Origin of the sequence: Streptomyces sp. A5-4 (assembly GCF_051131715.1) — a bacterium.
In the GTDB taxonomy this organism is placed as follows: Bacteria; Actinomycetota; Actinomycetes; order Streptomycetales; family Streptomycetaceae; genus Streptomyces.
Genome location: NZ_CP178591.1, coordinates 8270631 through 8292699, shown reverse-complemented (window position 1 = coordinate 8292699; position 22069 = coordinate 8270631). Strand labels below are relative to the sequence as shown.

The following is a 22069-nucleotide window of genomic DNA, read 5'->3' as shown; positions in this document are numbered from 1 at the left end:
GTGAGAGTGAAGGCTCAAGGATGGCTCGAAATGCGGATTGGGACAGGGAGAAGGTGGGAAGCCGTGCGGCCTGAAAGTACGAATGGCACCAGTGGAGGCAGGCTCGCGGTACCGATGGCTTGGCTGTACGCCGAGTACATCGCCGACGAGGTGCTCCGCACCGGCAATCTGATTCCGCACGGGACGCTGGAGTTCCGGGCCGGCCGGGAGACGCTGGCGCTCACCATCTACCTGTCCGACAGCTCCGACGAGCTGTCCGGCATCCGGGTCGTGGCCGGCCTGGACGAGTGGCTGTCCCTCACCACCTACGGCCATCCTTGGGAGGAGTGGGTGCGGGAGCGGATCGCGGAGCGCACGGCCCGCGCCGATGAACTCAGCGCGCACAACCCGGACCTGGAGCTGGCCCCGGCGTCCTGGCAGTGGCTCAGCACCACCGAGTTACTCGCCACCGACCTCGGCGGAGCGACGCCCTGGCACCAGGCGGAGGACCTCGGCGTGGACGAGAGCGAACAGGTGTGGACACCTGCCTGGCAGCTGGGGCTGCCGCTCGGTCATCTCGCCATCCATCTCTTCTGATCACGCCCGGCGGGCGTCGACGAATACACTCCCGCCCGGTACTTGGGGAACCTCAACGTGATCTTCATGCCCGCGCCCACACCCGTCTCGATGACCAGGCCGTAGTCGTCGCCGTACACCTGGCGCAGCCGGTCGTCGACGTTGGACAGGCCGATGCCGGAGGACATGGTGTGCTCCCCCGCGAGAATCCTCCGCAACAGGTCCGGGTCCATGCCGACGCCGTTGTCCTCGATGACGACCAGCGCCTCGGCCCCCGCGTCCTGGGCCGAGATGGTCACCTTGAACGCCTCCCTGGAATCCTCCAGCCCGTGCTTGACCGCGTTCTCCACGAGCGGCTGGAGACACAGGAAGGGCAGCGCCACCGGCAGGACCTCCGGGGCGACCTGCAGGGTCACCGCGAGCCGGTCCCCGAAGCGGGCGCCCGCCAACGCCAAGTACTGCTCGATGCACCGCAGTTCGTCGGCGAGCGTGGTGAAGTCGCCGTGCCTGCGGAAGGAGTAGCGGGTGAAGTCGGCGAACTCCAGCAGCAGTTCACGGGCACGCTCGGGGTCGGTACGCACGAACGAGGCTATGGCAGCCAGCGAGTTGAAGATAAAGTGCGGCGAGATCTGGGCGCGCAGGGCGCGGATCTCCGCCTCGATGAGCCGGGTGCGTGAGCGGTCCAGCTCCGCCAGCTCCAGCTGCACCGAAACCCAGCGGGCCACCTCCGTGGCGGCCCTGACCAGGACCGCGGACTCCCGTGACCCGTACGCCACCAGCGCGCCGAGCACACCCTCCTCACCGGTCAGCGGCGCGATCACCACCCAGCGCAGCGGGCACTGGAGGTCCTCGCAGCCGGTCCGCACGCTCCGGCTGCGCCCGGACTCCAGCACCTCCCCGACCTGGCGCATCACCGCTTCCCTGTGGTGGTCCCCGCCCGGCCCGTCCCAGGCCAGGACGGCCTCCCGGTCGGTGAGGCAGAGCGCCTCGGTGCCCAGCAGGGAACGCAGCCGACGGGCGGCCTTGCGGGCGGTGTCCTCGGTGAGGCCGGCCCGCAGCGGCGGCGCGGCGAGCGACGCGGTGTGCAGCGTGTGGAAGGTGGCGCGCTCGACGGGCGTACCGAGGTCGTGATCCTCGCTGCGCCCGCGCCGGGCGGTGACCCGGCCCAGGGCGATGCCCACGGCGAGGATCACGACTCCCGCGGCGGCCGGCGCCGCCAGTTCCATCCCGGTCATCGTTCAACTCCCCCGGGTCGGCCGCTGTCGGCCTTCGCCATCAGATCCTCGGGCAGATGCAGCCGCGCCAGGATCGCGGCGGTCCCCGCGGGTATCCGGTCGCGGGTCGCCAGCGACACCAGCACCATCGTCAGGAAGCCGAGCGGCACCGACCAGACGGCGGGCCAGGCCAGCAGGGTGTGCGCCCAGCCGCTCGCCGGCAGCCCGGCCCTGGTCGCCATCACCGCGGTCAGGGCGGCCCCGCCGCCGACGACAAGCCCGGCCACCGCGCCCGGCGGGGTCAGGCCCCGCCACCAGATGCCGAGCACGAGCAGCGGGCAGAAGGAGGACGCGGAGACGGCGAAGGCGAGGCCGACCGCGTCGGCCACCGGCACGTCGCTCGTCACGGTGCTCAACGCCAGCGGCACCGCCACGGCCAGGACGGTCGCCAGCCTGAAGTGGCGTACCCCGCGGGACGGCAGTACGTCCTGGGTCAGTACGCCGGCGACCGACATGGTCAGCCCGGACGCGGTGGACAGGAAGGCCGCGAAGGCCCCGCCCGCGAGCAGGGCGCCGAGCAGTTCGCCGCCGACGCCGCCGACGAGCCGGGCGGGGAGCACCAGGACAGCGGCGTCCGCCGTCCCGGTCAGGGACAGCTCGGGGGCGTAGATCCGCCCGAGCGCGCCGTAGATGGGGGGCAGCAGGTAGAAGGCGCCGACCAGCCCGAGCACCACGAGGGTGGTGCGGCGGGCGGCGGTGCCGTTGGGGCTGGTGTAGAAGCGCACGGCGACGTGCGGCAGCCCCATGGTGCCGAGGAAGGTGGCGAGGATCAGCCCGTACGTCGCGTACAGCGGATGGTCCTCCCGGCTGCTGGACAGCGGCTGGGACCAGCTCGACGCGCCCACGCCAGGTGTGGTGGCCTTCTCGGGGACCCGCGCGTGGGCGGGGAAACCGAGGGTCGTGCCGGCGCCGATGCGGTGGGGGCCCGCGACGAGGGCGACCCGCTCCTTCTCGTAGCGCCGGTCGTCGACCAGGCCGCTCACGGTGACCCGCAGCGGCTCCGCCAGGTCGATCCGTACCGTGTCGTCGATGCGTACGGCCGTGTGCTCCCGGAAGGTCGCGGGCTCGTCGAACCGGGCACGCGGCGCGTCGTCCCCCAGCCAGGCCACGACCAGGAAGAGCGCGGGAACGAGCAGTGCGGTGAGCTTGAGCCAGTACTGGAAAGCCTGCACGAACGTGATGCTGCGCATCCCGCCGGCCGCCACCGTCCCGGTCACCACGAGCGCGACGACCAGGCCGCCGACCCAGTCGGGCGCGCCGGTGAGTATCTCCAGCGTCAGGCCCGCGCCCTGCAGCTGCGGCAGCAGGTAGAGCCAGCCGATGCCGACGACGAAGAGACTCGCGAGCCTGCGGACGTGCGGGGATTCGAGCCGGGCCTCGGCGAAGTCGGAAAGGGTGTAGGCCCCGGATCGCCGCAGCGGGGCGGCGACCAGCACCAGCAGGACGAGGTACCCGGCGGTGTAGCCGACCGGGTACCAGAGCATCTCCGGCCCCTGGAGAAGGACCAGGCCCGCCACGCCGAGGAAGGAGGCGGCGGAGAGGTACTCGCCGCTGATCGCGGCGGCGTTGAGGCCCGGCTTGACGCTGCGGGAAGCGACGTAGAAGTCCGAGGTGGTACGGGATATGCGCAGGCCGAGCGCGCCGATGAGGACGGTGGCGAGCACGACGACGGTGACGGCCGCCACCGCGTACGCCTGATTCACGGAGGTCAGCGCCCTTCAACGAGCCTGCTGAAGGCACGCTCGTTGCGCTCGGCGCGCCGGACCTGCCAGAACGCGATCAGCCACATGACCGGATAGACGGCGACACCGAGCACGGCCCACACGAAGGGCGCGGGTGACGGGAGGTCCGAGTCGGCGAAGACCTGTGGGAGGGCGAACAGCAGCGGCAAGGAGCCGACGAGCAGCGCCAGGGCGCCGAGGGAGATCAGCGCGGTCCGCAACTGGCTGCGCATCAGTGAGCGCACGTAGGTGGCGCCCAGTGTGGTCTGCTCGGTGATCTCGGACCGGGCCGGGGCGTGCCCCGGGGGCCGCCGGGCGCCACGGGGCACTCCGGTGACGACTTCGCGGCGGGGCGGCTGCTGAGCGGACACCGGTGGAGTCTACGCAGCAACGATTACTGTGGGTAGGGCCTGTGGCCGGACCCCGGCCGGATCGCCGCGCGACGTCCGGTGAGTGGGACCGCACGGCGCCCAGGGCTCTCGTAGCGGAGTCGCCAGGGCCCAAGTGGCGGCGCGGCGAGGGGGCGGGTGACGCGGGTGTGTGCGCCGGGCGACGCGGCGAGCATGCGTGCCGGGCGGTGTGTGGGGCCGGCCGGGGGCCGGGTCACCGGCCCTGGGAGCGGCGGCCTCGCTGGCCGCCGCAGTCGGCGAGGGCGAATTCCAGCTCGACGTACGACTCCTCGGCGCGGCGGCAGGCGGTCTCCAGGGCGGCCGAGGTGCGCGGCCCCGCGAGGCTCCGGGCGGAATCCTGCACCTCGTAGAGCACATCGGCCCAGCGGCCGGCCGCGCTCTTCACCTTGGCCAGGAGCGTTTCGAGGTCGTGCGCGTCGGACGGCCGGGTCGGCGGCAGCCCGCGGAGTTCCGCCAGCAGTGCGTCGAGTTCGGACATCCGGGCTCCTTCGGGTGGGCGCGTCCCCCGCCGCGATCGAGGACCCGGCCGAGCCTAGGCGGCGGCGCATGGCGGCACGGCCCGTTCGAAGGGCCGGTCGCCGGGCGGCGGTTGTACGGCGGCGAACGGCACGCCGGGAACGATCAGCGGTCGGGGACCGGGGCAGCAGCGGGCGGACAGGGCGCGGCGGCCCACTTGCACCCACGGCCCGCCCAGCCCTGGACTCGCTACGGCAACAGCCCTGCCAGTGTCATCGTCAGCCCCGTGGACCCCAGGGGCACAAGGCCACCAGGGAGCGGAGTTCAGCCGCGCGCCTGCCGCATCAGCAGGTCGCGGAGTTCGCGGGCGTGCCGGCGGCTGACCGCGAGTTCCGCCTCACCGATCCGTACGGTCGTCGCGCCCGCGTCCAGCCGCAGCTCGTCGATCCGGCTCAGCGCGACCAGATGGCGACGGTGTATGCGGACGAACCCGCGGGTGGCCCAGCGCTCCTCCAGCGTGGAGAGCGGGATGCGGACGAGGTGGCTGCCCGCGCCCGTGTGCAGCCGGGCGTAGTCGCCCTGGGCCTCGACGTACGCGATGTCGTCGATCGGGACGAACCGGGTGACTCCGCCCAGCTCCACGGCGATCTGGTCCGCGGTACCCGTCTGCGGAGCGAGGGCGGCGGCGGGCGCGGGCGCGAGTGTCTGCGCGGCGGCGGAGGCCGCCTCGACCTGGTCGCAGACACGACGTACCGCCTCGGCCAGACGCTCCCTGCGGACCGGCTTCAGCACGTAGTCGACGGCCTTGAGGTCGAAGGCCTGCACGGCGAAGCCCTCGTGGGCGGTGACGAACACGATGTGCGGCGGCCTGGCGAACCCGGCGAGCAGCCGGGCGACGTCGAGCCCGGTGAGTCCGGCCATGTGGATGTCGAGGAAGACGACGTCGATGGCGTCCGCGCCGTCCGGACCCGCGTCGAGCGCACGGTTGATCCGGCGCAGCGTCGCGGTGGCGTCGGTGGCCCCTTCCGCGCTACGGACCCGGGGGTCGGCGCGCAGCAGGTAGAGCAGTTCCTCCAGCGCCGGTCGTTCGTCGTCGACAGCCAGTGCACGCAACATGCCCCGGAGTTTAGGGGGTGTCATTCCTCGCGGTCCGGGTCCAGGTCGTCCTCGGAAAACAGTGCGAGCAGGGCGGGAGCGTCGACCACTTCCAGGTAGGCGGCGCGGCACACGTCGCACCGGCCGAGGTGGAACGCGACCTCGGCGTCCTCGCCCGGCGACAACGCGTCCAGCACGTACGCACCCAGCTGCAGCCGCACATGCGCGCCCCCCGAGGGCGACGGCACCGTCATGCGGGGTTCGTCTCGCGGGCTCTCACCCGACCAGTGTGCGGGCCCCGTCCCGCGCCCACAAGGACGTCCGGACTGTGGGGAATCCGGTGGGATTACGGCCCGCCCTGAGCAGAATCCCGGTCAAGTCCGTACCTGATGTCGACCCGCCCATCACGCCCCGTGCATCGCGCGAGACCCACGAGGAATTGCCCCATGAGTCCGAAGCAGCGGCATCGGGACGTCGGCGCGTACGCGCTCGGCGTCCTGGATCCAGCAGATACGTTCCGCTTCGAGGAACATCTGTCCGACTGTCCCACGTGTGCCGTGCGGCTCAGCGAATTCGCCGGACTCGAACCGATGCTGGCCACCTTCGCCCACCCCGGCGGGGGTCCCGACGCACTTCTGCCCCAGCCGCCGGTGCCGGAGCTGCTCGACCGGCTGCTCGACCGGGTCGAGGTGGCGCGTCGGCACAGTGGCAGACGCCGTTTCCGGCTGGTCGCGGCAGCCGCGGCGCTGATCATCGGTGGTCCCGCGGCAGTGCTCGGGCCGCAGTTGCAGGGCGGTGACGGGGGTGGCGCGGTGCGTCAGCTGGCCGCCACCGACCCCGCCACCGGGGTCTCGGCGACCGTCGCGCTGCGGGAACGCGCCTGGGGATCGGGGGTCGGCCTCGAACTCGCCACTGTCCAGGGGCCGTTGGCCTGCGAGTTGATCGCCGTGGGCAAGGACGGCGGGGAGCAGACGGTGACCACCTGGGCGGTGCCCGCGGGGGGCTACGGCATACCGGGGGTGGCCGGGCACGAGCAGCCGCTGCGCACGGAGGGTGGGGCGGCCCTGAGCGGGAACGAGATCGACCGCTTCGAGGTCCGCACACTGGACGGGAAGCGGCTGGTCACCATCAAGGCCTAGCGCGAGGCGCGGGGGCCGCCCGGCCAAGGCGTGGCGCGGCCCCGTGCCCGGCCTGCTCGGTCCTGGGGCCCGACGAGCCCGGCCCGAACGAGTACAGCCGCCAGACGGGGTCCGGCCTGCTTGAGTTCGGCCTACTTGAGCAGTCGGGACATTCGCCGGTCCGCGAGCGGCTTTCCGCCGGTCTGGCACGTGGGGCAGTACTGCAGCGCGGAATCGCTGAAGGACACCTCCAGGATCGTGTCGCCGCAGACCGGACAGGCTTCACCGGCCCGGCCGTGCACCCTCAGCCCGCTCTTCTTCTCCGCCTTCAACCGGCCCGCGGCGACCCCGTGCGAGCGCTCGACGGCCTCCTCCAGAGTGGTGCGCAACGCTTCGTACAGCTCTGTGGTCTCGGCCTCGGTGAGGTGCGCGGTCGGTTTGAACGGTGACATCTTCGCGGCGTGCAGGATCTCGTCGCTGTACGCGTTGCCGATCCCCGCGATCAGGCTCTGGTCGCGCAGCGCGCCCTTGATCTGCCGGCGCTCCCCGGCGAGCAGCGCCGCGAACTCCTCGCGTCCGAAGCCCTCGGCGAGCGGGTCGGGGCCCAGTCGTGCGATGCCGGGCACCTCGGCCGGGTCCCGCACGACGTACACCGCGAGGCCTTTCTTCGTGCCCGCCTCGGTGAGGTCGAAGCCCCCGCCGCCGTCCAGGGCGACGCGCAGCGCGAGTGGGCCCTTGCCGGGGCGCGGCGGTTCGTCCGGCAGGGTGTCCTTCCAGCGCAGCCAGCCCGCGCGGGCCAAGTGGGTGACCAGGTGCAGGTCGCCGGCGGTGATGTCCAGGAATTTGCCGTGCCGGTCCACGGCGGTGACGGTGGCGCCTTCAAGCGCGGACGGCGGCGGGTCGTACGTCTTGAGGACGTTGATCGCGACGGGGAACACCCGGGCGATCTCCCGGCGGACCAGCTGTCCGTCGAGGAACTCTCGCAGCGCTTCGACCTCCGGCACCTCAGGCATACCTCCAGCGTGCCTCAGGCCGTGGCCGCCCGCAGCAGCTCGGCCAGCTCCTCGGACATGCCCCGGGCCAGCCGGTCCAGGTCGGGCACGGCCTTGCCGTCGGCGACGAGGCCGACATGGACCTGTCCGCCGTACGTCGACATCGCCACGGCCAGGGCCTGGCCACGGGCCAGCGGCGCCATCGGGTAGATCTCGCGCAGCGGGCAGCCGCCCAGCGAGAGCGTGGAGCGGGGCAGCGGCACGCTGGTGACCAGGACGTCGAAGAGCATCCGGGCCGCGTTGCCCGCGAGCGGGGCGCCGAACCGGTGGGCGAGCGGGGGCAGCTGGTCGGCCAGTACGGCGACCGCGCCGGCGCCGCGTCCTGGCCCGTCGGCCTTGTTGCGGTCCATGGCCGCGCGGACCGCCGTGAGCCGCGCCCAGGGGTCGGGTTCGGACACGGGCAGGCCCAGGAGGTACGCGGAGAGCTTGTTGCCGGAGCTCGCGGGGGTGCCGGGGCGGCGCCGGGAAACCGGCACCAAGGCGCGCGGGGCCGCGCCGGGCAGCGGTTCGCCGCGTTCCAGCATCCAGCGGCGCAGCGCGCCGGCGACGACGGCGAGCAGCACGTCGTTGGCGGTGCCGCCGGCCACCCGGCGGACCTTCAGTACGTCGCCCTGGTCGAGCACGGCGGTGCCCAGCCGCCGCGTGCCGCTGGAGCCCGCGGCGAAGGCGCTGGCGCCCCACAGGTCGATGCGTCCGGCCCGCATCACGGACGCGCCGATGCCGACGGCCCGGCTCAGCTCCTCGATGCGGTCGCGGGCGAAGCCGACGGCCTGCCGGGGACCGGGCAGCCAGGACCGGGGCGGCACGCCGCGCTCCCGCCCGCTGCCGGCCTCACGGGCGCCGGCGATCTGGTCGAAGATGCCCGCGCCGATGGCGACGGCGCGCATGCCGTCGGCCAGGGCGTGGTGGAGCTTCACCAGGATGGCGAAGGAACCGCCGGGAGCGCCGGTCAGGACGTACATCTTCCAGGGCGGCAGGCCGCGTTCGAGCGGGCGCTCCATCAGTTCCCCGGCGTGGTGGACGGCGTGCCAGGCGAAGCCGTCCTCGGGCAGCCGGACCTGTTGGACATGACGGCGCACGTCGAAGTCCTTGGCGGCGACCCAGGCCGCGCCGCCCACGGGCAGCCAGACGTCACGCACACGCATGCGCAGCCGCGGGATCGCGGCGGCCCGCTGGGCGAGCAGTTCCGCGATCGCGGTCGGGTCCGTGTCGGCCGGGTCGCCGCCGTCGAACAGGGCGAGCGCGCCGAGGTGCATGGGGTGTTCGGATGATTCGAGGTGCCAGAACGCCAGATCAAGAGGTGCCAGAAGCTCAGTGCTCAAGAAACCCTCACGTCATGGAAGGCGGTGGAGGTGCAAGGGAAGAGCGCAGTCAATCCCGAGCAGTTGGTTACGGTCAAGTGCGTTCACATGACGGACAGTTACTGTCCGGTACGATCAGGCCCGCCGGTCAAACCGGTCAGGGATGTCGAATTCGCACCACACACACTTGCCGCTGCCCCGCGACTCCACGCCCCAGCCGACCGCCAGCAGGTCCACCAGCATCAGTCCGCGCCCCGAGACCCCGGACTCCCCCGCCTCCCGGCGCCGCGGCAGCGCACTGGAGGTGTCCTCCACCTCGACGCGCAGCCGCCGGCGGTCACCGGTCAGCACCCGGGCGGTGACGACCGCCCCGCCGTCGGTGTGCATCAGCGCGTTGGTCATCAGCTCGTCGGCGGCCAGTTCGATCTCGTCCGCACGGTCCTGGGCGCCCCAGGCCCGTACCGCCGCGCGGATCATGTGCCGCGCCGAACTCAGCGCCTCCGGGTCGTTCTGCGCCACATGCTGCTGAAGGCGCCCGCCGCCCTGCGGTACGTCCACCCCTCGGCGGCGCAGGAGCAGCAGCGCCACGTCGTCCTCGCCGCCCCGCTCGTCGACCACCTCGCACAGCCGGTCGGCGAGCTGTTGCAGGTCGCTGGGGCCGGTACGGACCAGCGCGGCCAGCATCTGCATGCCGTCGTCGAGGTCGGCGCCCGGCTGCTCCACCAGACCGTCGGTGCACAGCAGCAGGGTCTGCCCGGGGTCCAGCTCGATGGTGGTGACCGGGTAGTCGAGCCGCCCGAACTCCACGGAGAGCCCCAGCGGCAGGCCGCCCTCGACGGACACCCGGCGGCAGGAGCCGTCGGTGTGGCGCACCATCGGGTCGATGTGCCCGGCCCGGACCAGCTGGATCACTCCAGTGGTCAGGTCCGCCTCGGCGTAGGTGCAGGTGGCGAAGCGCTCGGTGTCCAGCTCGTGGAGGAACCCGGAGGCGCGGGCCATGACGGTGGCGGGGCTGTGGCCCTCGGCGGCGTACGCGCGCAGCACGATGCGCAGCTGCCCCATGACGGCGGCGGCGTGGGTGTCGTGGCCCTGCACGTCGCCGATGACCGCGCCGACCCGGCCGCCAGGCAGCAGGATCACGTCGTACCAGTCGCCGCCTATGTCGCGGCCGAGGCGGGCCGACCGGTAGCGGACCGCTATCTGCGCCCCGGGGACGGCGGGTATCCGGCGCGGCAGCATGGCCTGCTGGAGGCCCTGCGCGAGGTCCTTGTCCTGCTCGTAGAGCATCGCCCGTTGCAGGCTCTGCGCGATGCTGCTGCCGAGGGCGATCAGCACATTGCGTTCGTCGGCGGTGAACCCGACCCGGTCGCTGTAGAGCAGGCCGAGCGCGCCGATGGGACGGGCCTGGGCGATCAGCGGCAGATAGGCGGCGGAGGTGATGCCGAGGCGGCTGATGTGCGGCCACAGTCGCGGATAGGAGCCGGCGAAGTCCTCGCGCGATTCGATGAAGCGCGGCGCGAGGGTGCGGACCACCTCGCTCATCGGGTACTGCTCGTCGATCCGGGTGTAGCGGGTGCCCGGCACGAAGGAGTCCTCGGGGCCCTCCGCGACGAGGTGGATGCGGCCGGACTCGACCAGGCCCATCACCAGGCTGGTGGCGCCGAGGTTCTCCAGCCCGTGGGAGTCGTTGAGTACGTCGATGACGTCCTGCACGGTCCGCGCGTGCGCCAGCGCCGCCGTGGTGCTCTCGACGACGCTGGTCCTGCGCCGCCGCGCGTCGTCCCGTTCGAGCCGGGCGGTCGCGTCGGAGAGTTCCTGGGTGGCGTCGCGGACGATGCCGATGATGCGGTGCGGTCTGCCGCTGCTGTCGCGTCGTACGAAGCCCTGGGTGTGGGTCCAGCGCAGTGAGCCGTCCCGGCAGCGGATACGGAAGTACGCGCCGTAGGTGGTGCTGCCGTTCTTGAGGGCCTCGGAGACCATGGCGTCCAACCGGGTGGCCTCGGCGGTCGGCACCCGCGCGGCAAGCTCCTCCGGGCGGCCCAGGTACTCGTCCCGGGCCAGCTCGAAGACATCGAGCGCGGCCTGATCCATGTGCATCAGCCCGCTGCCGAGGTCCCAGTCGAAGCTGCCCATGCGGTTGAGGGAAAGGCTCAGGTCCGGGTGGGCCGGCCAGTCGTCCGGAAGCGACAGGGCACTCACTCCCCGATCAGCCATGCCGCCACTCTGCCACCATTCGTCTCATTCCTCGACCGGTCAGGGCTGATCGACGGGGGGTGCGGACGAGTTCGGGGAGGGCGGCGTCGGGGTGGGACAGCCTGGCGGGACGACCGACGGGACTGCCGTCGTGGGGCGTCCCGGTGCGAGAGCGGTGAGGGACGGGCAGGGCGAGGAGACCGGGGCGCTGCTGCTGGTGTCGGTACCGGGGCTGGTGTCGGTACCGGGGCTGGTGTCGGTACCGGGGCTGGTGTCGGTACCGGGGCTGGTGTCGGTACCGGGGCTGGTGTCGGTACCGGGGCTGGTGTCGGTACCGGGGTCCGCACTCGACTCCTCTGCGCTATCCGACTCGGACTCCGCCGCCGGGTCGGACTCGGACTCGGACTCCGTCGCGGGGTCGGACCCGGATTCCGTCGCCGTCGCCGAGCCGGACTCGGTTTCGGTGCCGTCCGGGTCGGGGCTCGTGGTACCCGGGTCGGGAACGAGCGGCCGGGGCGTGACGTCGGGCGTCCTGTCCCGGTGGCCGTCGTCGCCCGTCTTCCGCTCGATCCAGGTGTTGTTGACGATGTTCACGATGACCAGATTGGTGATCACCTGCGTCACGGGCCTGATGACCACGACCTGGCTGGGCCGGTAGCCGGACCACGGCTGCCCCCGGTGCGCGACCGTTCCCTCGGCGATCGTCGGCGGCAGCAGCGGGTTGCCACAGGCGCACCGGACGCGCGGGGCGCCGTGGCCGTCGACGAGGACGGCGGTGCCCGCCTGGAGTACGGACTGGAAGCCGGTGGCGGAGCCGTCGCGGTAGCCATGGTTCGTCACACGTGAGTCGGCGCGCAGGAGCACCGGGGTGAGGCCGCGCAGATAACCGGCGATGGCGCCCTGGTCGATGCCGCTCACCCGGGCGAAGGCCCGGCCCTTGGCCCGGTCCGCGGTGAGGAAGCGCAGCTGCTGGTCGACATCGCAGCTGGCGACGGAGCGCGTACCGCCGTACAGACCCGGCTCGGCGCCGGAGACGCTTCGCGCGTCCTGTGTCGTGGCGGACGGGCTGCCGGTGACGCTCGGGCTCCTGGTCGCGTCCGAGGGGAGCGCCGCGGTGCTCTTGGCCGTCGACGCGGTGAACGGGTCGGGGCCCTGGGCCGCTACCGGCTGGAGGAGGACGTCCTGCGACGCGGTGGCGTCCTTGCCGCCGCTGTCACCGCAGCCCGCGGCGACGAGTCCGACGCCGATGGCCGCCGCGGCCAGCGCGTACCGACGCGTGGATGAGCGCACAAGGGTCTCCCGCCTGTTCACCCCGAGGTGTCGGTGGAGGTCTCGCGTCCCATTCTTTGCGGCACCCCCGGCGCCGCCGCTACTTGAACACGTTCAAATGAAGCCGTAGGGTCGACATGGAATTGAACAAGTTCAAAACATGAGGGGGCGAGTCGTGTCCGTACTGGTCAACCTGATCGTCATGCTCGGCATGCTGATCGTCGTGCCGCTGGGGCTGCGCCTCATCGGCTCACCGCACCTCACCCGGATCCGGCACCTGTGGCCGCTGCTGGCCGCGCCGGGGGCCGTCGCGCTGTGGCTGCCGCGCGGTACGGTCGCGACCGCGCTCGCCGCCGTCTACGCCCTGGGCACCCTCGCGCTCGCCCTGCACGCCCCGGCGCGGCTGGCCCGTACCCGCTCACTCGTCCCGGCCGAGATCGCGGTGCTCACCGCACTGGTGACACCGTCGGTCGCCGGGCTCGCGCTGGTCGCCGAGCGCGGGGGCCACGAGCTCCTCGGCTTCGACCTGGAGATCCTGGCGCTCACCGTGCCGCACTTCCACTTCGCCGGTTTCGCCGCGGCGCTGGTGGCCGGGCTCGTCTGTCGGGCCGCCGACCGTCCGGCCGGCCGGTTCGCCGCGCTGAGCGTGCCGCTCGGCACGCTGCTCGTCCTCGCCGGCTATTTCGTCGACGACTGGGCCGAGCTGGCGGGGGCGCTGGTCCTGACCGCGGGCATGTGGACAGTGGCCCTGCTGACCTGGCGGGAGGTCCGCGAGGACGGGCAGGACCTGACCACCCGGTGCCTGCTCACGGTGTCGGCTGCCGTACTGGTCGCGACCATGCTGCTCGCCCTGAGCTGGGCGCTCGGCGAGGCCACCGGCATTGCGCACCCCACCCTGACCTGGATGGCCGCCACCCACGGCCTGGGCAACGCCCTCGGCTTCGCACTCTGCGCGGTGCTGGCCTGGCGACGACTTGAGGAGACCGCCGCATGAGCACGCTCAACTACCCCGAGGTCGGGGCCACCCGGCAGGAGCAGCTGCCCGCCGGGTACAACCACCTCCACCACCGCGCCCTGATCGGCCGGGGCCGGGCGTCCTTCGAGTCGGCGGGCCAGGCGGTGACCACCTGGCGGCTGCACCGAGAGTCGGGCGTACGTGTGCGGTCGGACGCGGAGCGCGCCGAGCCCGGCGTGGCCGTCGAGTGCGCAATCGGCGTCGGGCCGCTGCGGGTGGCGGCGCCGTGCGAAGTCGTCTGGACGGCCTACGCGCACGACCGGATCGGTTTCGCCTACGGGACGACCGGCCGTCACCCGGAGTGCGGGGAGGAGTCCTTCGTCGTCGAGCTGGCCGAAGACGGAGCCGTGTGGTTCACCGTCACCGCCTTCAGCCGGGCGAGCCGCTGGCACTCCCGGCTGGCGGGGCCATGCGTGCCGGTCATCCAGCACTGGTACGCCCGGCGGCTGGGGCGGACGTTGCGGAGGATCGCGGGGTAGGGCGACAACCGGGCACCCGCCCTTGGCCCCCGGCCCTCGGCGGCCGGACCGGCTGAGAGGGCACGCGCGCGTGGTGGCGTCGCGCCGCGGTGGCGGGCACAGTGGCACGCGTGACGAACTGGATCGGCCTGACAGCCCATGAAATAGCCGCAGCCGTGCGGGACAAACGTGTGACGCCGAGGGAGGTGGTGGCGGCGCATCTCGCACGGATCGCCGAGGGCGACGCGCGCGTGGGGGCATTCCGTACCGTACGCACGCAAGCCGCTCTCGAGGAGGCGGACGAGCTCGCCGCCCACCCCGAGCTGGCCGAACTGCCCCTCGCAGGCGTGCCGGTGGCCGTCAAGGACAACCTCGCGGTGCGGGGCGAGGCCACCCGCAACGGCACGGCGGCCTCATCCGCCGCTCCCGCGACGACCGACCACGAGACGGTGGCCAGGCTGCGTGCCGCCGGGGCCGTGGTCGTCGGCCTCACCAACGTCCCCGAGCTGTGTGTCTTCGGCACCACCGAGGGCGTGCACGGCACCGCGCGCAACCCCTGGGACCCGTCACGCACCGCCGGTGGCTCCTCGGGCGGCAGCGCGGCGGCCGTCGCGGCGGGCCTGGTCCCGATCGCACTGGGCAACGACGGCATGGGCTCACTGCGCATCCCGGCGGCCAACTGCGGGGTGCTCGGTCTCAAGCCGGGGCACGGCCGGGTGTTCGCCGGGATCGGGAACGGCGACTGGTTCGGCATGGCCGAGAACGGGCCACTGACCACGACGGTGGCCGACGCCCGGCTGATGTTCTCGGTGCTGGCCGGGGAGCGGCCCCAGTGCCCCACCGATCCCCTGCGGATCGCCGCGTCCTCGCGCAGCCCGCTCCTGGGGGCCGGCGTCTCCCGCCCGTACGCCGACGCGGTCCGTGCGGCGACGCGGCTGCTGCTCGACGACGGGCAGGACGTGGAACACGCCGATCCGCCGTACCCGCTGAGCCTGGGTCCCGCCGCGCTGGCCCGCTGGACGGCGGGCACCGCCAAGGACGCCGAGGGGCTCGATCCCCGGCGGCTCGCCCCACGCACACGCCGGCATGCCGCGGCCGGCCGGGTGTTCGCCCGTACACCGCTGATGCGCACCGACCACGCGTCGCGGCTGCGCGAGCGGCTGGCGCCGTTCTTCGAGCGGTACGACGTGCTCATCATGCCCGCGCTCGCCCGGCGCGGGCCCGCCGCCGCGCCCTGGCACGAGCGCGGCTGGCTGCACAATCTGCTGGTCAACACGGCCTGTGCGCCGACGACTCCGCCCTGGAACCTCACCGGATGGCCCGCGCTCTCGCTGCCGTTCGGGTCGCTGCCCGGCGGCGCCCCCTGCTCCGTGCAATTGGTGGCCGCGCCCGGTGGCGAGTACCGGCTGCTGGCGCTGGCGGAACGGATCGAGGCACTGCGCCCGTGGCAGCGGACCGCTCCTGGAGGGACGGCGGCCCGGTAGCCCACCGGGCAGGGCGCCTGGTGAAGGCCGACTGTCAGTGCCGACTGTCAGTGCCGACTGACAGAATCGGCCCTCCTCGATCCGGGAGGCGGCGATGACGATGACGTCCGGAGCGTTCACTGCGGCCACCGGTGACGGGCCGGCGCCCGCCGCGGCGGCCCGTGGGCGGGCCGCCGAGGTCCGGGTCGCCTTCGAGGGGCTGATGCAGATCAGGCGTCTGACGAATACGGACGCCGAGGACCCGCAGGCGATGCCGGCGCTCTGGGAGCGTCATCAGGCGGTGCGCTCCGTCGCGCTGACCCTGGAAGCGGCGGGCATCGCGGCCTCTGCGGCCGATACGGCGGGGCAGCGCACCGCGACCGGGTATCGCGTCGGCCCTGGCGAGGGGCCGGGGGCGGTGCAGTGGCTGGGGCCGGTCGGCAGCGGCGCGGCGCACGAGGAGCAGGACGCCTTGGCCGGGTGCGCCGGTGCGCTGGAGCGAGCGGGCTGGACGGCGCTGCTGTACATCGGGCCGCGACGCAGGCGCTTCCTGGAGGTCGAACCGCCGGCCGCGCCTGCCGGGCGCTGACGGCGGCGACTCCCCGGCCCGTACCGCCTCAGTGAATGACGTGGACCAACTGCGAGTCGAGCTCGTAGCGGGCCCCGACGATGGCCAGCGCCCCGGAGGCGACCTTGGCCGCGAGGTCCGGCTCCGCGGCCAGATGCCTGCGGACGAGACCGACATTGCGACTGACGGTGGAGTCGACGCGGGCGGCGCCTTGCTGGCTGTGATCTATGGCCGGGCGTATTCGATCAGCCAAGTACTGGATGTGCGACGGGAGTTGCTCACCGGTCTCATCCGCGTGGACCGCCGCGGACACCGCACCGCAGGACTGGTGCCCGAGGACCATGACCAGGGGCATGCCCAGCTCCAGGACGCCGTACGCGACGCTCCCCAGGACGGCCTCGTCCAGGACCTCACCGGCCGAGCGCACGGTCATCAGGTCGCCGAGGCCCTGGTCGAAGACCAGCTCGGGCGGTACGCGCGAGTCGATGCAGCCCAGGATGACGGCGAAGGGATGCTGGCCGGTCACCATCGCGTTCCGCACGGAAGGGGACTCGTCGGGGTGCCGCTGCTGAAATGTCCGCCAGCGCCGATTGCCCACGGCGAGCTCGCGCAGAGCCTGTGCGGGGGTGGTCGGCCGGGAGCCGGAGGTCATCGACGGCGGGGCGGCCGACGCCGGGGCCGCCCCGAGGGCCAGACCGCCGGTGGCCACCGCACTGCCGGCGACCGCCGCGCGGAGCACGGTACGACGTCCTGGACCGGTCAGTGGATCTTCTTGGCGTCTCAGCTTCAGCTTCACGGAGGGGAAAATATCCCTCGCACGGGACACCGTGTTCACATTTGCACATGATTTGCAGAATGTTGATCAGACTCGTACCACTTCATGAACAAGCCTTGGGCGTGGGCGAGTTCACCGACGAGCCCCCCGGTGCGCGGCCCGCGAACATCGAACCCGGTATCCGCTCCGACGCACACGGCCGGCCGCACAAAAAACGGTGAGGCGGCGGCGTCGTACGCCACCGCCGCACCGGGCGGTCGTTCAGCCGTCGACCGCCGGGCCGTCAGTCGATTCCGGGCAGGATGTGCGGCTCCGCCAGGTCGTCCTCGTAACCCGCCAGCCGGATCGGCGCGGCCCGGGACCAGACCTCGAGGCTGCCGAGCTCGCCCAGTCGACGACGTCTGGCCTGACCGGTCGTCTCGCCCTGCTCGTGCGACCGATTTTCCTGCTTCGCCATATTTGGTGTCACCGCGCACTCCTTTGTGTCGCGTAACCCTTCGACTGATCACCGCGGCTCTCGCCGACAGCGACCTTTGGCCCGAAGGGTCAGGAAAATTAGGGCAGTTCGGTCGCGGTGGCGCCGGTGTTCACTCTGGAGCGGCCTTTGGTGGGGCCGTCCGTGAGCAACAGAGTACCCATATGAGCGGGCTTCCGCTCGATGGATTTAGTCGTCTTTAAGCCTGCCTCCCTTCGCGCCCCGTTCAGCCGGATGTCGACGCCTCCGTGATCTGCTCGGAGGGACACACCTGAGATCCGGGAAAGGACAGGGATGGAACTGCGCAGCGTCGAGGAACTGATGTCCCTGCTGCACGCCTTCCGGGGCGCCTGGGACGCCCCGGACCGCAGTGGCGATCCGGTGGACCTGCACGACCACGCCCTGCAGACGGCCCACCTGCTGCGCCGCTCGCACCCCAGCGACAAGGAACTCCAGGTGGCGGGCCTGGTGCACGACCTCGGGCACTTGCTGCACCCGGGTGACGACGCAGGTCACGCGGATCACGCGGCGGTCGCCGTGCGCCCGCTGCTCGGCGACCGGGTGGCCCGGCTCGTACGACTGCACGTACCGGCGAAGCGCTATCTGGCGACGACCGAACCGGGACGTCCCCTGTCGGCGCAGAGCGCGCTGACACTCGGGCCGCAGGGCGGAGCCATGACCCCGCGGGAGGCGGACGCCTTCGCGCGCGACCCGCTCGCGGAAGCGGCGGCGACACTGCGCCAGGCGGATGACGCGGGAAAGGTCGTCGGTCTCGACGCCGGGGTGATGGACGACTGGCGGCCGGTGCTGGAACTGGTGGCAGCCGCGCACGCATCCGGCGGGTGACCGGGGAGAAGAGCGCGCAAAGCGCCCACGGGAGCCGGCGCCCCGACCGTGCACCCGGCCCGCGTCGGCTACGGACGGAGTGTCGAGTTTGCCGCCGGGGCTTGTACACGATGGAGCAGGACCTCGCGCACGACCGCCCCTAACCTCGCCGCATCAGCACCAATGAGGGGCGGCACCGGTGAATTGGCTCATCCACGACTATCGCGAGAGTGATCTCGCAGCGGTGGTTCACCTGATCGACACCACGGCCGAACTGGGGCAGGAGTCGGTCTTCTCGCTCGCCGAATGCATCGGCGCGCTGACCTCCCGCCAGCCCGCGGTCGTCGCGGTCCACCAGGGCGTGCCCATCGGGGCGGCCCTGGCGTGCGTGGCCGGGGAACGCGCCTGGGTGATGCGGATCGCCATCGCGTCGGCCTGGCGCGGCCGAGGGCTGGCGAGCGCGCTGCTGGTCGAACTGGAGCGGCGGCTCGTAGCGGCCCGGGTGGGCCGGATCGCCTACGTACTGCCCGAGGAGGACCTGTTCGGCGAGGGGCTGCTCAACGCGGGGTACACGCGGCGGCCCGCGGTGGCCTATTTCGAGAAGGTCGAGCCGCTGCACGGCCCCGGGGCCAGCCTCCTGGACGACCTCGGCGGGCGGTTCCTGCCCAGCGACCTCTGGGCGAAGGTGGCCGGCATGGAGGCCGAGAAGGACCTCATCGAGCGCCGCATCGTGCTGCCGCTGGCGGAGCCCGAGCGCGCCGCGAGACACGGGGTACGGCCCCCACGGGCCGTCGCGCTGTTCGGGCCGCCGGGCACCGGCAAGACCACGTTCGCCCGCGGCATCGCCTCCAAGCTCGGCTGGCCGTTCGTCGAGCTGCTGCCCTCCCGGCTGGCGGACGAGGGAAACCTGGCGGCGGCGCTGCGCAGCGCGTTCGCCCGGATCGCCGAGCTCGAACGGGTGCTGGTCTTCATCGACGAGGTCGAGGAGATCGCCCCGGTCCGCACCGAGCCCGCGCAGCCCGGCGGCATGTACGGGGTGACCAATGAACTGCTCAAGCTCATACCGGGCTTCCGGGAGCGCGACGAGCGGCTGCTGGTGTGCGCCACCAACTCGATCCGCTCGCTCGATCCGGCGTTCCTGCGGCCCGGCCGCTTCGACTATCTGATCCCGATCGGCACGCCGGACACGGCCGCGCGCACCGCGATCTGGTCGCGCTACACCGACGGCCGCTCCGATGTGGATGTCGCGGTGCTGGTGGCGGCCAGCGAGCTGTTCACCCCGGCCGACATCGAGCACGCGGCCCGCAGCGCGGCCCAGGCCGCGTTCGAGCGGGACCTGGAGGAGGTCGGCGCGGCGCCGGACGGCCGGCGGCTGCCGGGCGCCGGCACGGAGGACTACCTGGCGGCGATCGCCCAGTGCAGGCCCACAGTGACGCCTGCGATGATCGACCAGTTCGGCGCGGACATCACCGCGCACGCACGATTCTGAGGGGGATCTGCCATGTCCGCGCAGTCGGCGACGGGCCCGGAGCAGCGGGCCCGCATCGAACAACGCGTCCTGCGGGACTGGGGCGTTGAGCTGCCGGAATCGGTCTTCCGCTTCTGGGCGTTCCTCGGCTCCCTCGGCCACGCCGAACAGCGGGAACTCTCGGACATCGGAGTGAGCCCGGGCGGCGTCATGGACCTGTTCGACGAACCGGGCCGGCGGCCTCGTGACGGCGTCGACATACGGGTGCACGGCCGCTTCTACCGTGACCCGCCCGAGTTCCTCACGTTCATGTACGGCGGCTCGGACGGCCTGCACTACGGCCTGTGGTTCGACGACGGCCGCACCTGCTCCGGGGTCGCCTCGTACTACAACAACGACGGTGGCGGGATCGACCGGAGGTTCCAGTCGCCGCTGGGGGCTCTGCGTGACTACCTGGAGCGCTGCTGGCGCGACCTCGACGACGACGACGCGCAGGACGACGAAGTGGCCGCGCATCGGGCCCGTATGGGGCTGCTCCGTGCGGCACTGACCGCCTTCGAGACCGCGGACCGACCCGAGGTGGGCCTCGCCTACTCCCGTCTGTACGACTTCGTCGCCCGGCCGGTGGACCCCGAGCGGGTCACGACACTGGACGGCGCCGGCGCGCTCGCGACGGGCGGGACCGCGCTGGGCCGGCCGCCGCACAACGGGGCGGACGAGAGCAAGTTCGCGACGTACATGTACGGGCTCTTCGAGGACCCGTCCGCGCTGGAGGCGGGTGTGGCGGAGGCCCGGCGCCGGTGTGCGGCCGGCGATCCGGTGGAGGCGCTGGTCCTGGGCCGCGATCTGCACTGGGCGTCGGGCGACGACCCGGTCCGCGAGCGGCTCGCCCACGAGCTCCTCGCCGCGGCCTACCGCGCACTGGGCCGGCCGGCACTCGCGGAGATCGCCGACGCCCATCACCGGCACCGCGCGCTGCCGCGCGTGGACGTGCTGGAGCCGACGGGCGCGTAACGGCGTGCGGCCGGACGGGAGTTCCCGTCCGGCCGTCACCTGTCCGCTGCCACCTACCAGTTGGCGGGGGCGTAGTCCTTGAGGAAGACGCCGTACAGGTCCTCGCCGTCCTCGCCGCGCACGATCGGGTCGTAGACGCGGGCCGCGCCGTCGATCAGGTCGAGCGGGGCGTGGAAGCCCTCTTCGGCGAGGCGCATCTTGTCCGGGTGCGGGCGCTCGTCGGTGATCCAGCCGGTGTCGATGGCGGTCATCAGAATGCCGTCGGCCTCCAGCATCTCCTGGGCGCTGGTGCGGGTGAGCATGTTCAGCGCGGCCTTGGCCATGTTGGTGTGCGGGTGGCCCGCGCCCTTGTAGCCACGACTGAAGACGCCCTCCATCGCGGAGACGTTCACGACGTACTTGCGGTTGGCCGAGGACGCCGCCATGGCCGCGCGGAGCCTGCTGATGAGGATGAACGGCGCGGTCGAGTTGCACAGCTGCACTTCGAGCAGCTCGACCGGGTCGACCTCGGACACCGTCTGGATCCAGCTGTTGGTGTGGTCCAGGTCGGGGACCAGACCGCCCGCGTCGATCGCCGTGCCCGCCTCGATCCGGGCGAGCGAGGTGGAGCCGGTCACCAGCGCCAGGTCGGTGACCTGCTGGGCGGTGAGGCCCTCCGGGCGGGCGGTGGGCAGCGTGAGCTGGGCGCCGGAACCGAAGGCTCCGATGACCTCGGCGGCGGGCAGCTCACCGGCGGGCAGCGGGGCGGACTCGGCTCCGAGCAGCTCGCTGTACGCGCGCGGCGAGCGGCGTACGGTCTGCGCGGCGTTGTTGATCAGGATGTCGAGCGGGCCCTCGGCCGCGACGGAGTCGGCGAGCGCGACGACCTGCGCCGGGTCGCGCAGGTCGATGCCGACGATCTTCAGGCGGTGGATCCAGTCGGCGCTGTCCTCCATCGCCTTGAAGCGGCGGATCGCGTCACTGGGGAAACGGGTGGTGATGGTGGTGTGGGCGCCGTCGCGCAGCAACCGCAGCGCGATGTACATGCCGATCTTGGCGCGGCCACCGGTGAGCAGGGCGCGCTTGCCGGTCAGGTCGGTGCGCGCGTCGCGGCGGGCGCGGTTCTCGGCGGCGCAGCTCTGGCACAGCTGGTGGTAGAACGCGTCGACCTCGACGTAGCGGGTCTTGCAGATGTAACAGGAGCGGGGGCGCTTGAGTATCCCGGCGATCTCGGCGGTGGCCGATGACGACGGCAGTACGCCTTGGGTCTCGTCGTCGATGCGCTCGGCGGAGCCGGTCGCGGTGGAGTGCGTGACAGCCTGGTCGTGAGCGGTCTTGGCGGCGCGGCGCTCCTGGCGGCGGCGCTGCTTCACGGTCCGGTAGACGCCGGCGGTGGCGCGCCGTACCGCGATGGCGTCGGGGTGATCGACGTCGATCTTGTCCAGCTCGTCGAGCACGCTCAGGCAGACGGCCATCCGCTCCGGGTCGATACCCGGGCCGTACACCAGGGTGTCCGGGGTCTCGTCGTACCCAGGACTGTCCTCTGTCACCGTCATCGCCGCTGCCGTTTCTCGTTCACTCGTGC

General features: G+C 72.4%; 22 protein-coding genes. 9 read left to right on the top strand and 13 right to left on the bottom strand.

Annotated features, from left to right (window positions below):
- Nucleotides 1-30: 30 nt before the first annotated feature.
- A complete protein-coding gene (locus ACLLJJ_RS38765) occupies nt 31-576 on the top strand; it encodes a hypothetical protein (RefSeq protein ID WP_434599434.1) in 546 nt (181 codons plus the stop codon).
- On the opposite strand, the gene ACLLJJ_RS38760 is transcribed toward ACLLJJ_RS38765, so the two are convergent.
- The 6 genes from ACLLJJ_RS38760 to ACLLJJ_RS38735 form a co-directional block, all read right to left on the bottom strand.
- On the bottom strand, nt 552-1790 hold the full coding sequence (locus tag ACLLJJ_RS38760; protein WP_434599433.1) for a histidine kinase: 1239 nt from the start codon (nt 1788-1790) through the stop codon (nt 552-554). The two genes, ACLLJJ_RS38765 and ACLLJJ_RS38760, sit on opposite strands and share 25 nt — an antisense overlap.
- Nucleotides 1787-3532, bottom strand: a complete 1746-nt coding sequence (locus ACLLJJ_RS38755; RefSeq protein WP_434599432.1) for a cation acetate symporter — start codon at nt 3530-3532, stop codon at nt 1787-1789. Before ACLLJJ_RS38755 ends, ACLLJJ_RS38760 begins: the two co-directional genes overlap by 4 nt.
- 5 nt (nt 3533-3537) lie before the next feature.
- Nucleotides 3538-3921 (bottom strand): hypothetical protein, encoded by a 384-nt coding sequence (locus tag ACLLJJ_RS38750; RefSeq protein ID WP_434599431.1) that lies wholly within the window; start codon nt 3919-3921, stop codon nt 3538-3540.
- Between the two features lie 232 nt (nt 3922-4153).
- The gene (locus tag ACLLJJ_RS38745; RefSeq protein WP_434599430.1) at nt 4154-4438 is read right to left on the bottom strand and encodes a hypothetical protein; all 285 of its coding nucleotides are present in this window, start codon (nt 4436-4438) and stop codon (nt 4154-4156) included.
- Between the two features lie 302 nt (nt 4439-4740).
- Complete coding sequence (locus ACLLJJ_RS38740) at nt 4741-5532, bottom strand: LytR/AlgR family response regulator transcription factor (RefSeq protein WP_434599429.1); 792 nt, start codon at nt 5530-5532, stop codon at nt 4741-4743.
- A gap of 20 nt (nt 5533-5552) precedes the next feature.
- Complete coding sequence (locus tag ACLLJJ_RS38735) at nt 5553-5765, bottom strand: zf-HC2 domain-containing protein (protein WP_434599428.1); 213 nt, start codon at nt 5763-5765, stop codon at nt 5553-5555.
- A gap of 192 nt (nt 5766-5957) precedes the next feature.
- Here ACLLJJ_RS38735 and ACLLJJ_RS38730 point away from each other — a divergent pair, with 192 nt between their 5' ends.
- Nucleotides 5958-6650: a zf-HC2 domain-containing protein gene (locus ACLLJJ_RS38730; protein ID WP_434599426.1), complete on the top strand. Its 693-nt coding sequence runs from the start codon at nt 5958-5960 to the stop codon at nt 6648-6650.
- Between the two features lie 131 nt (nt 6651-6781).
- Here the strand turns inward: ACLLJJ_RS38730 and ACLLJJ_RS38725 are convergent, their stop codons facing one another.
- The 4 genes from ACLLJJ_RS38725 to ACLLJJ_RS38710 all read right to left on the bottom strand — a co-directional run bounded on the left by ACLLJJ_RS38725 (nt 6782) and on the right by ACLLJJ_RS38710 (nt 12465).
- A complete protein-coding gene (locus tag ACLLJJ_RS38725; RefSeq protein ID WP_434599424.1) occupies nt 6782-7642 on the bottom strand; it encodes an Fpg/Nei family DNA glycosylase in 861 nt (286 codons plus the stop codon).
- A gap of 14 nt (nt 7643-7656) precedes the next feature.
- Nucleotides 7657-9003, bottom strand: coding sequence for a wax ester/triacylglycerol synthase family O-acyltransferase (locus ACLLJJ_RS38720; RefSeq protein ID WP_434599423.1), 1347 nt, complete (start codon nt 9001-9003; stop codon nt 7657-7659).
- A 114-nt stretch (nt 9004-9117) separates the two neighbouring features.
- Nucleotides 9118-11196 carry a SpoIIE family protein phosphatase gene (locus tag ACLLJJ_RS38715; protein WP_434599421.1) on the bottom strand — a complete coding sequence of 693 codons (2079 nt, stop codon included), beginning with the start codon at nt 11194-11196 and terminating at the stop codon, nt 9118-9120.
- Between the two features lie 39 nt (nt 11197-11235).
- A complete protein-coding gene (locus ACLLJJ_RS38710) occupies nt 11236-12465 on the bottom strand; it encodes a DUF6777 domain-containing protein (RefSeq protein WP_434599420.1) in 1230 nt (409 codons plus the stop codon).
- A 154-nt stretch (nt 12466-12619) separates the two neighbouring features.
- On the opposite strand from ACLLJJ_RS38710, the gene ACLLJJ_RS38705 reads away from it, so the two are divergent.
- From ACLLJJ_RS38705 to ACLLJJ_RS38690, 4 genes are all read left to right on the top strand, one after another.
- Nucleotides 12620-13438: a YndJ family protein gene (locus ACLLJJ_RS38705; protein ID WP_434599419.1), complete on the top strand. Its 819-nt coding sequence runs from the start codon at nt 12620-12622 to the stop codon at nt 13436-13438.
- On the top strand, nt 13435-13938 hold the full coding sequence (locus ACLLJJ_RS38700; protein ID WP_434599418.1) for a DUF1990 family protein: 504 nt from the start codon (nt 13435-13437) through the stop codon (nt 13936-13938). The genes ACLLJJ_RS38705 and ACLLJJ_RS38700 overlap by 4 nt, the downstream gene beginning before the upstream one ends.
- A 110-nt stretch (nt 13939-14048) precedes the next feature.
- Nucleotides 14049-15401 (top strand): amidase, encoded by a 1353-nt coding sequence (locus tag ACLLJJ_RS38695; protein WP_434599417.1) that lies wholly within the window; start codon nt 14049-14051, stop codon nt 15399-15401.
- 94 nt (nt 15402-15495) lie between these two features.
- The gene (locus tag ACLLJJ_RS38690; RefSeq protein ID WP_434599416.1) at nt 15496-15969 is read left to right on the top strand and encodes a hypothetical protein; all 474 of its coding nucleotides are present in this window, start codon (nt 15496-15498) and stop codon (nt 15967-15969) included.
- Between the two features lie 28 nt (nt 15970-15997).
- Here the strand turns inward: ACLLJJ_RS38690 and ACLLJJ_RS38685 are convergent, their stop codons facing one another.
- Nucleotides 15998-16744, bottom strand: coding sequence for a carbonic anhydrase (locus ACLLJJ_RS38685; RefSeq protein WP_434599414.1), 747 nt, complete (start codon nt 16742-16744; stop codon nt 15998-16000).
- A gap of 262 nt (nt 16745-17006) precedes the next feature.
- Nucleotides 17007-17192, bottom strand: coding sequence for a hypothetical protein (locus ACLLJJ_RS38680; protein ID WP_434599412.1), 186 nt, complete (start codon nt 17190-17192; stop codon nt 17007-17009).
- A 300-nt stretch (nt 17193-17492) separates the two neighbouring features.
- Between ACLLJJ_RS38680 and ACLLJJ_RS38675 the strand changes: the two genes are divergently transcribed.
- The 3 genes from ACLLJJ_RS38675 (at nt 17493) to ACLLJJ_RS38665 (ending at nt 20505) form a co-directional block, all read left to right on the top strand.
- Nucleotides 17493-18044 (top strand): inositol oxygenase family protein, encoded by a 552-nt coding sequence (locus ACLLJJ_RS38675; protein ID WP_434599411.1) that lies wholly within the window; start codon nt 17493-17495, stop codon nt 18042-18044.
- Between the two features lie 178 nt (nt 18045-18222).
- A complete protein-coding gene (locus ACLLJJ_RS38670; RefSeq protein ID WP_434599410.1) occupies nt 18223-19512 on the top strand; it encodes an ATP-binding protein in 1290 nt (429 codons plus the stop codon).
- A 12-nt stretch (nt 19513-19524) separates the two neighbouring features.
- The gene (locus ACLLJJ_RS38665; protein WP_434599408.1) at nt 19525-20505 is read left to right on the top strand and encodes an ADP-ribosylation family protein; all 981 of its coding nucleotides are present in this window, start codon (nt 19525-19527) and stop codon (nt 20503-20505) included.
- A 53-nt stretch (nt 20506-20558) separates the two neighbouring features.
- On the opposite strand, the gene ACLLJJ_RS38660 is transcribed toward ACLLJJ_RS38665, so the two are convergent.
- Complete coding sequence (locus ACLLJJ_RS38660) at nt 20559-22040, bottom strand: SDR family NAD(P)-dependent oxidoreductase (protein ID WP_434599406.1); 1482 nt, start codon at nt 22038-22040, stop codon at nt 20559-20561.
- Nucleotides 22041-22069: the final 29 nt, after the last annotated feature.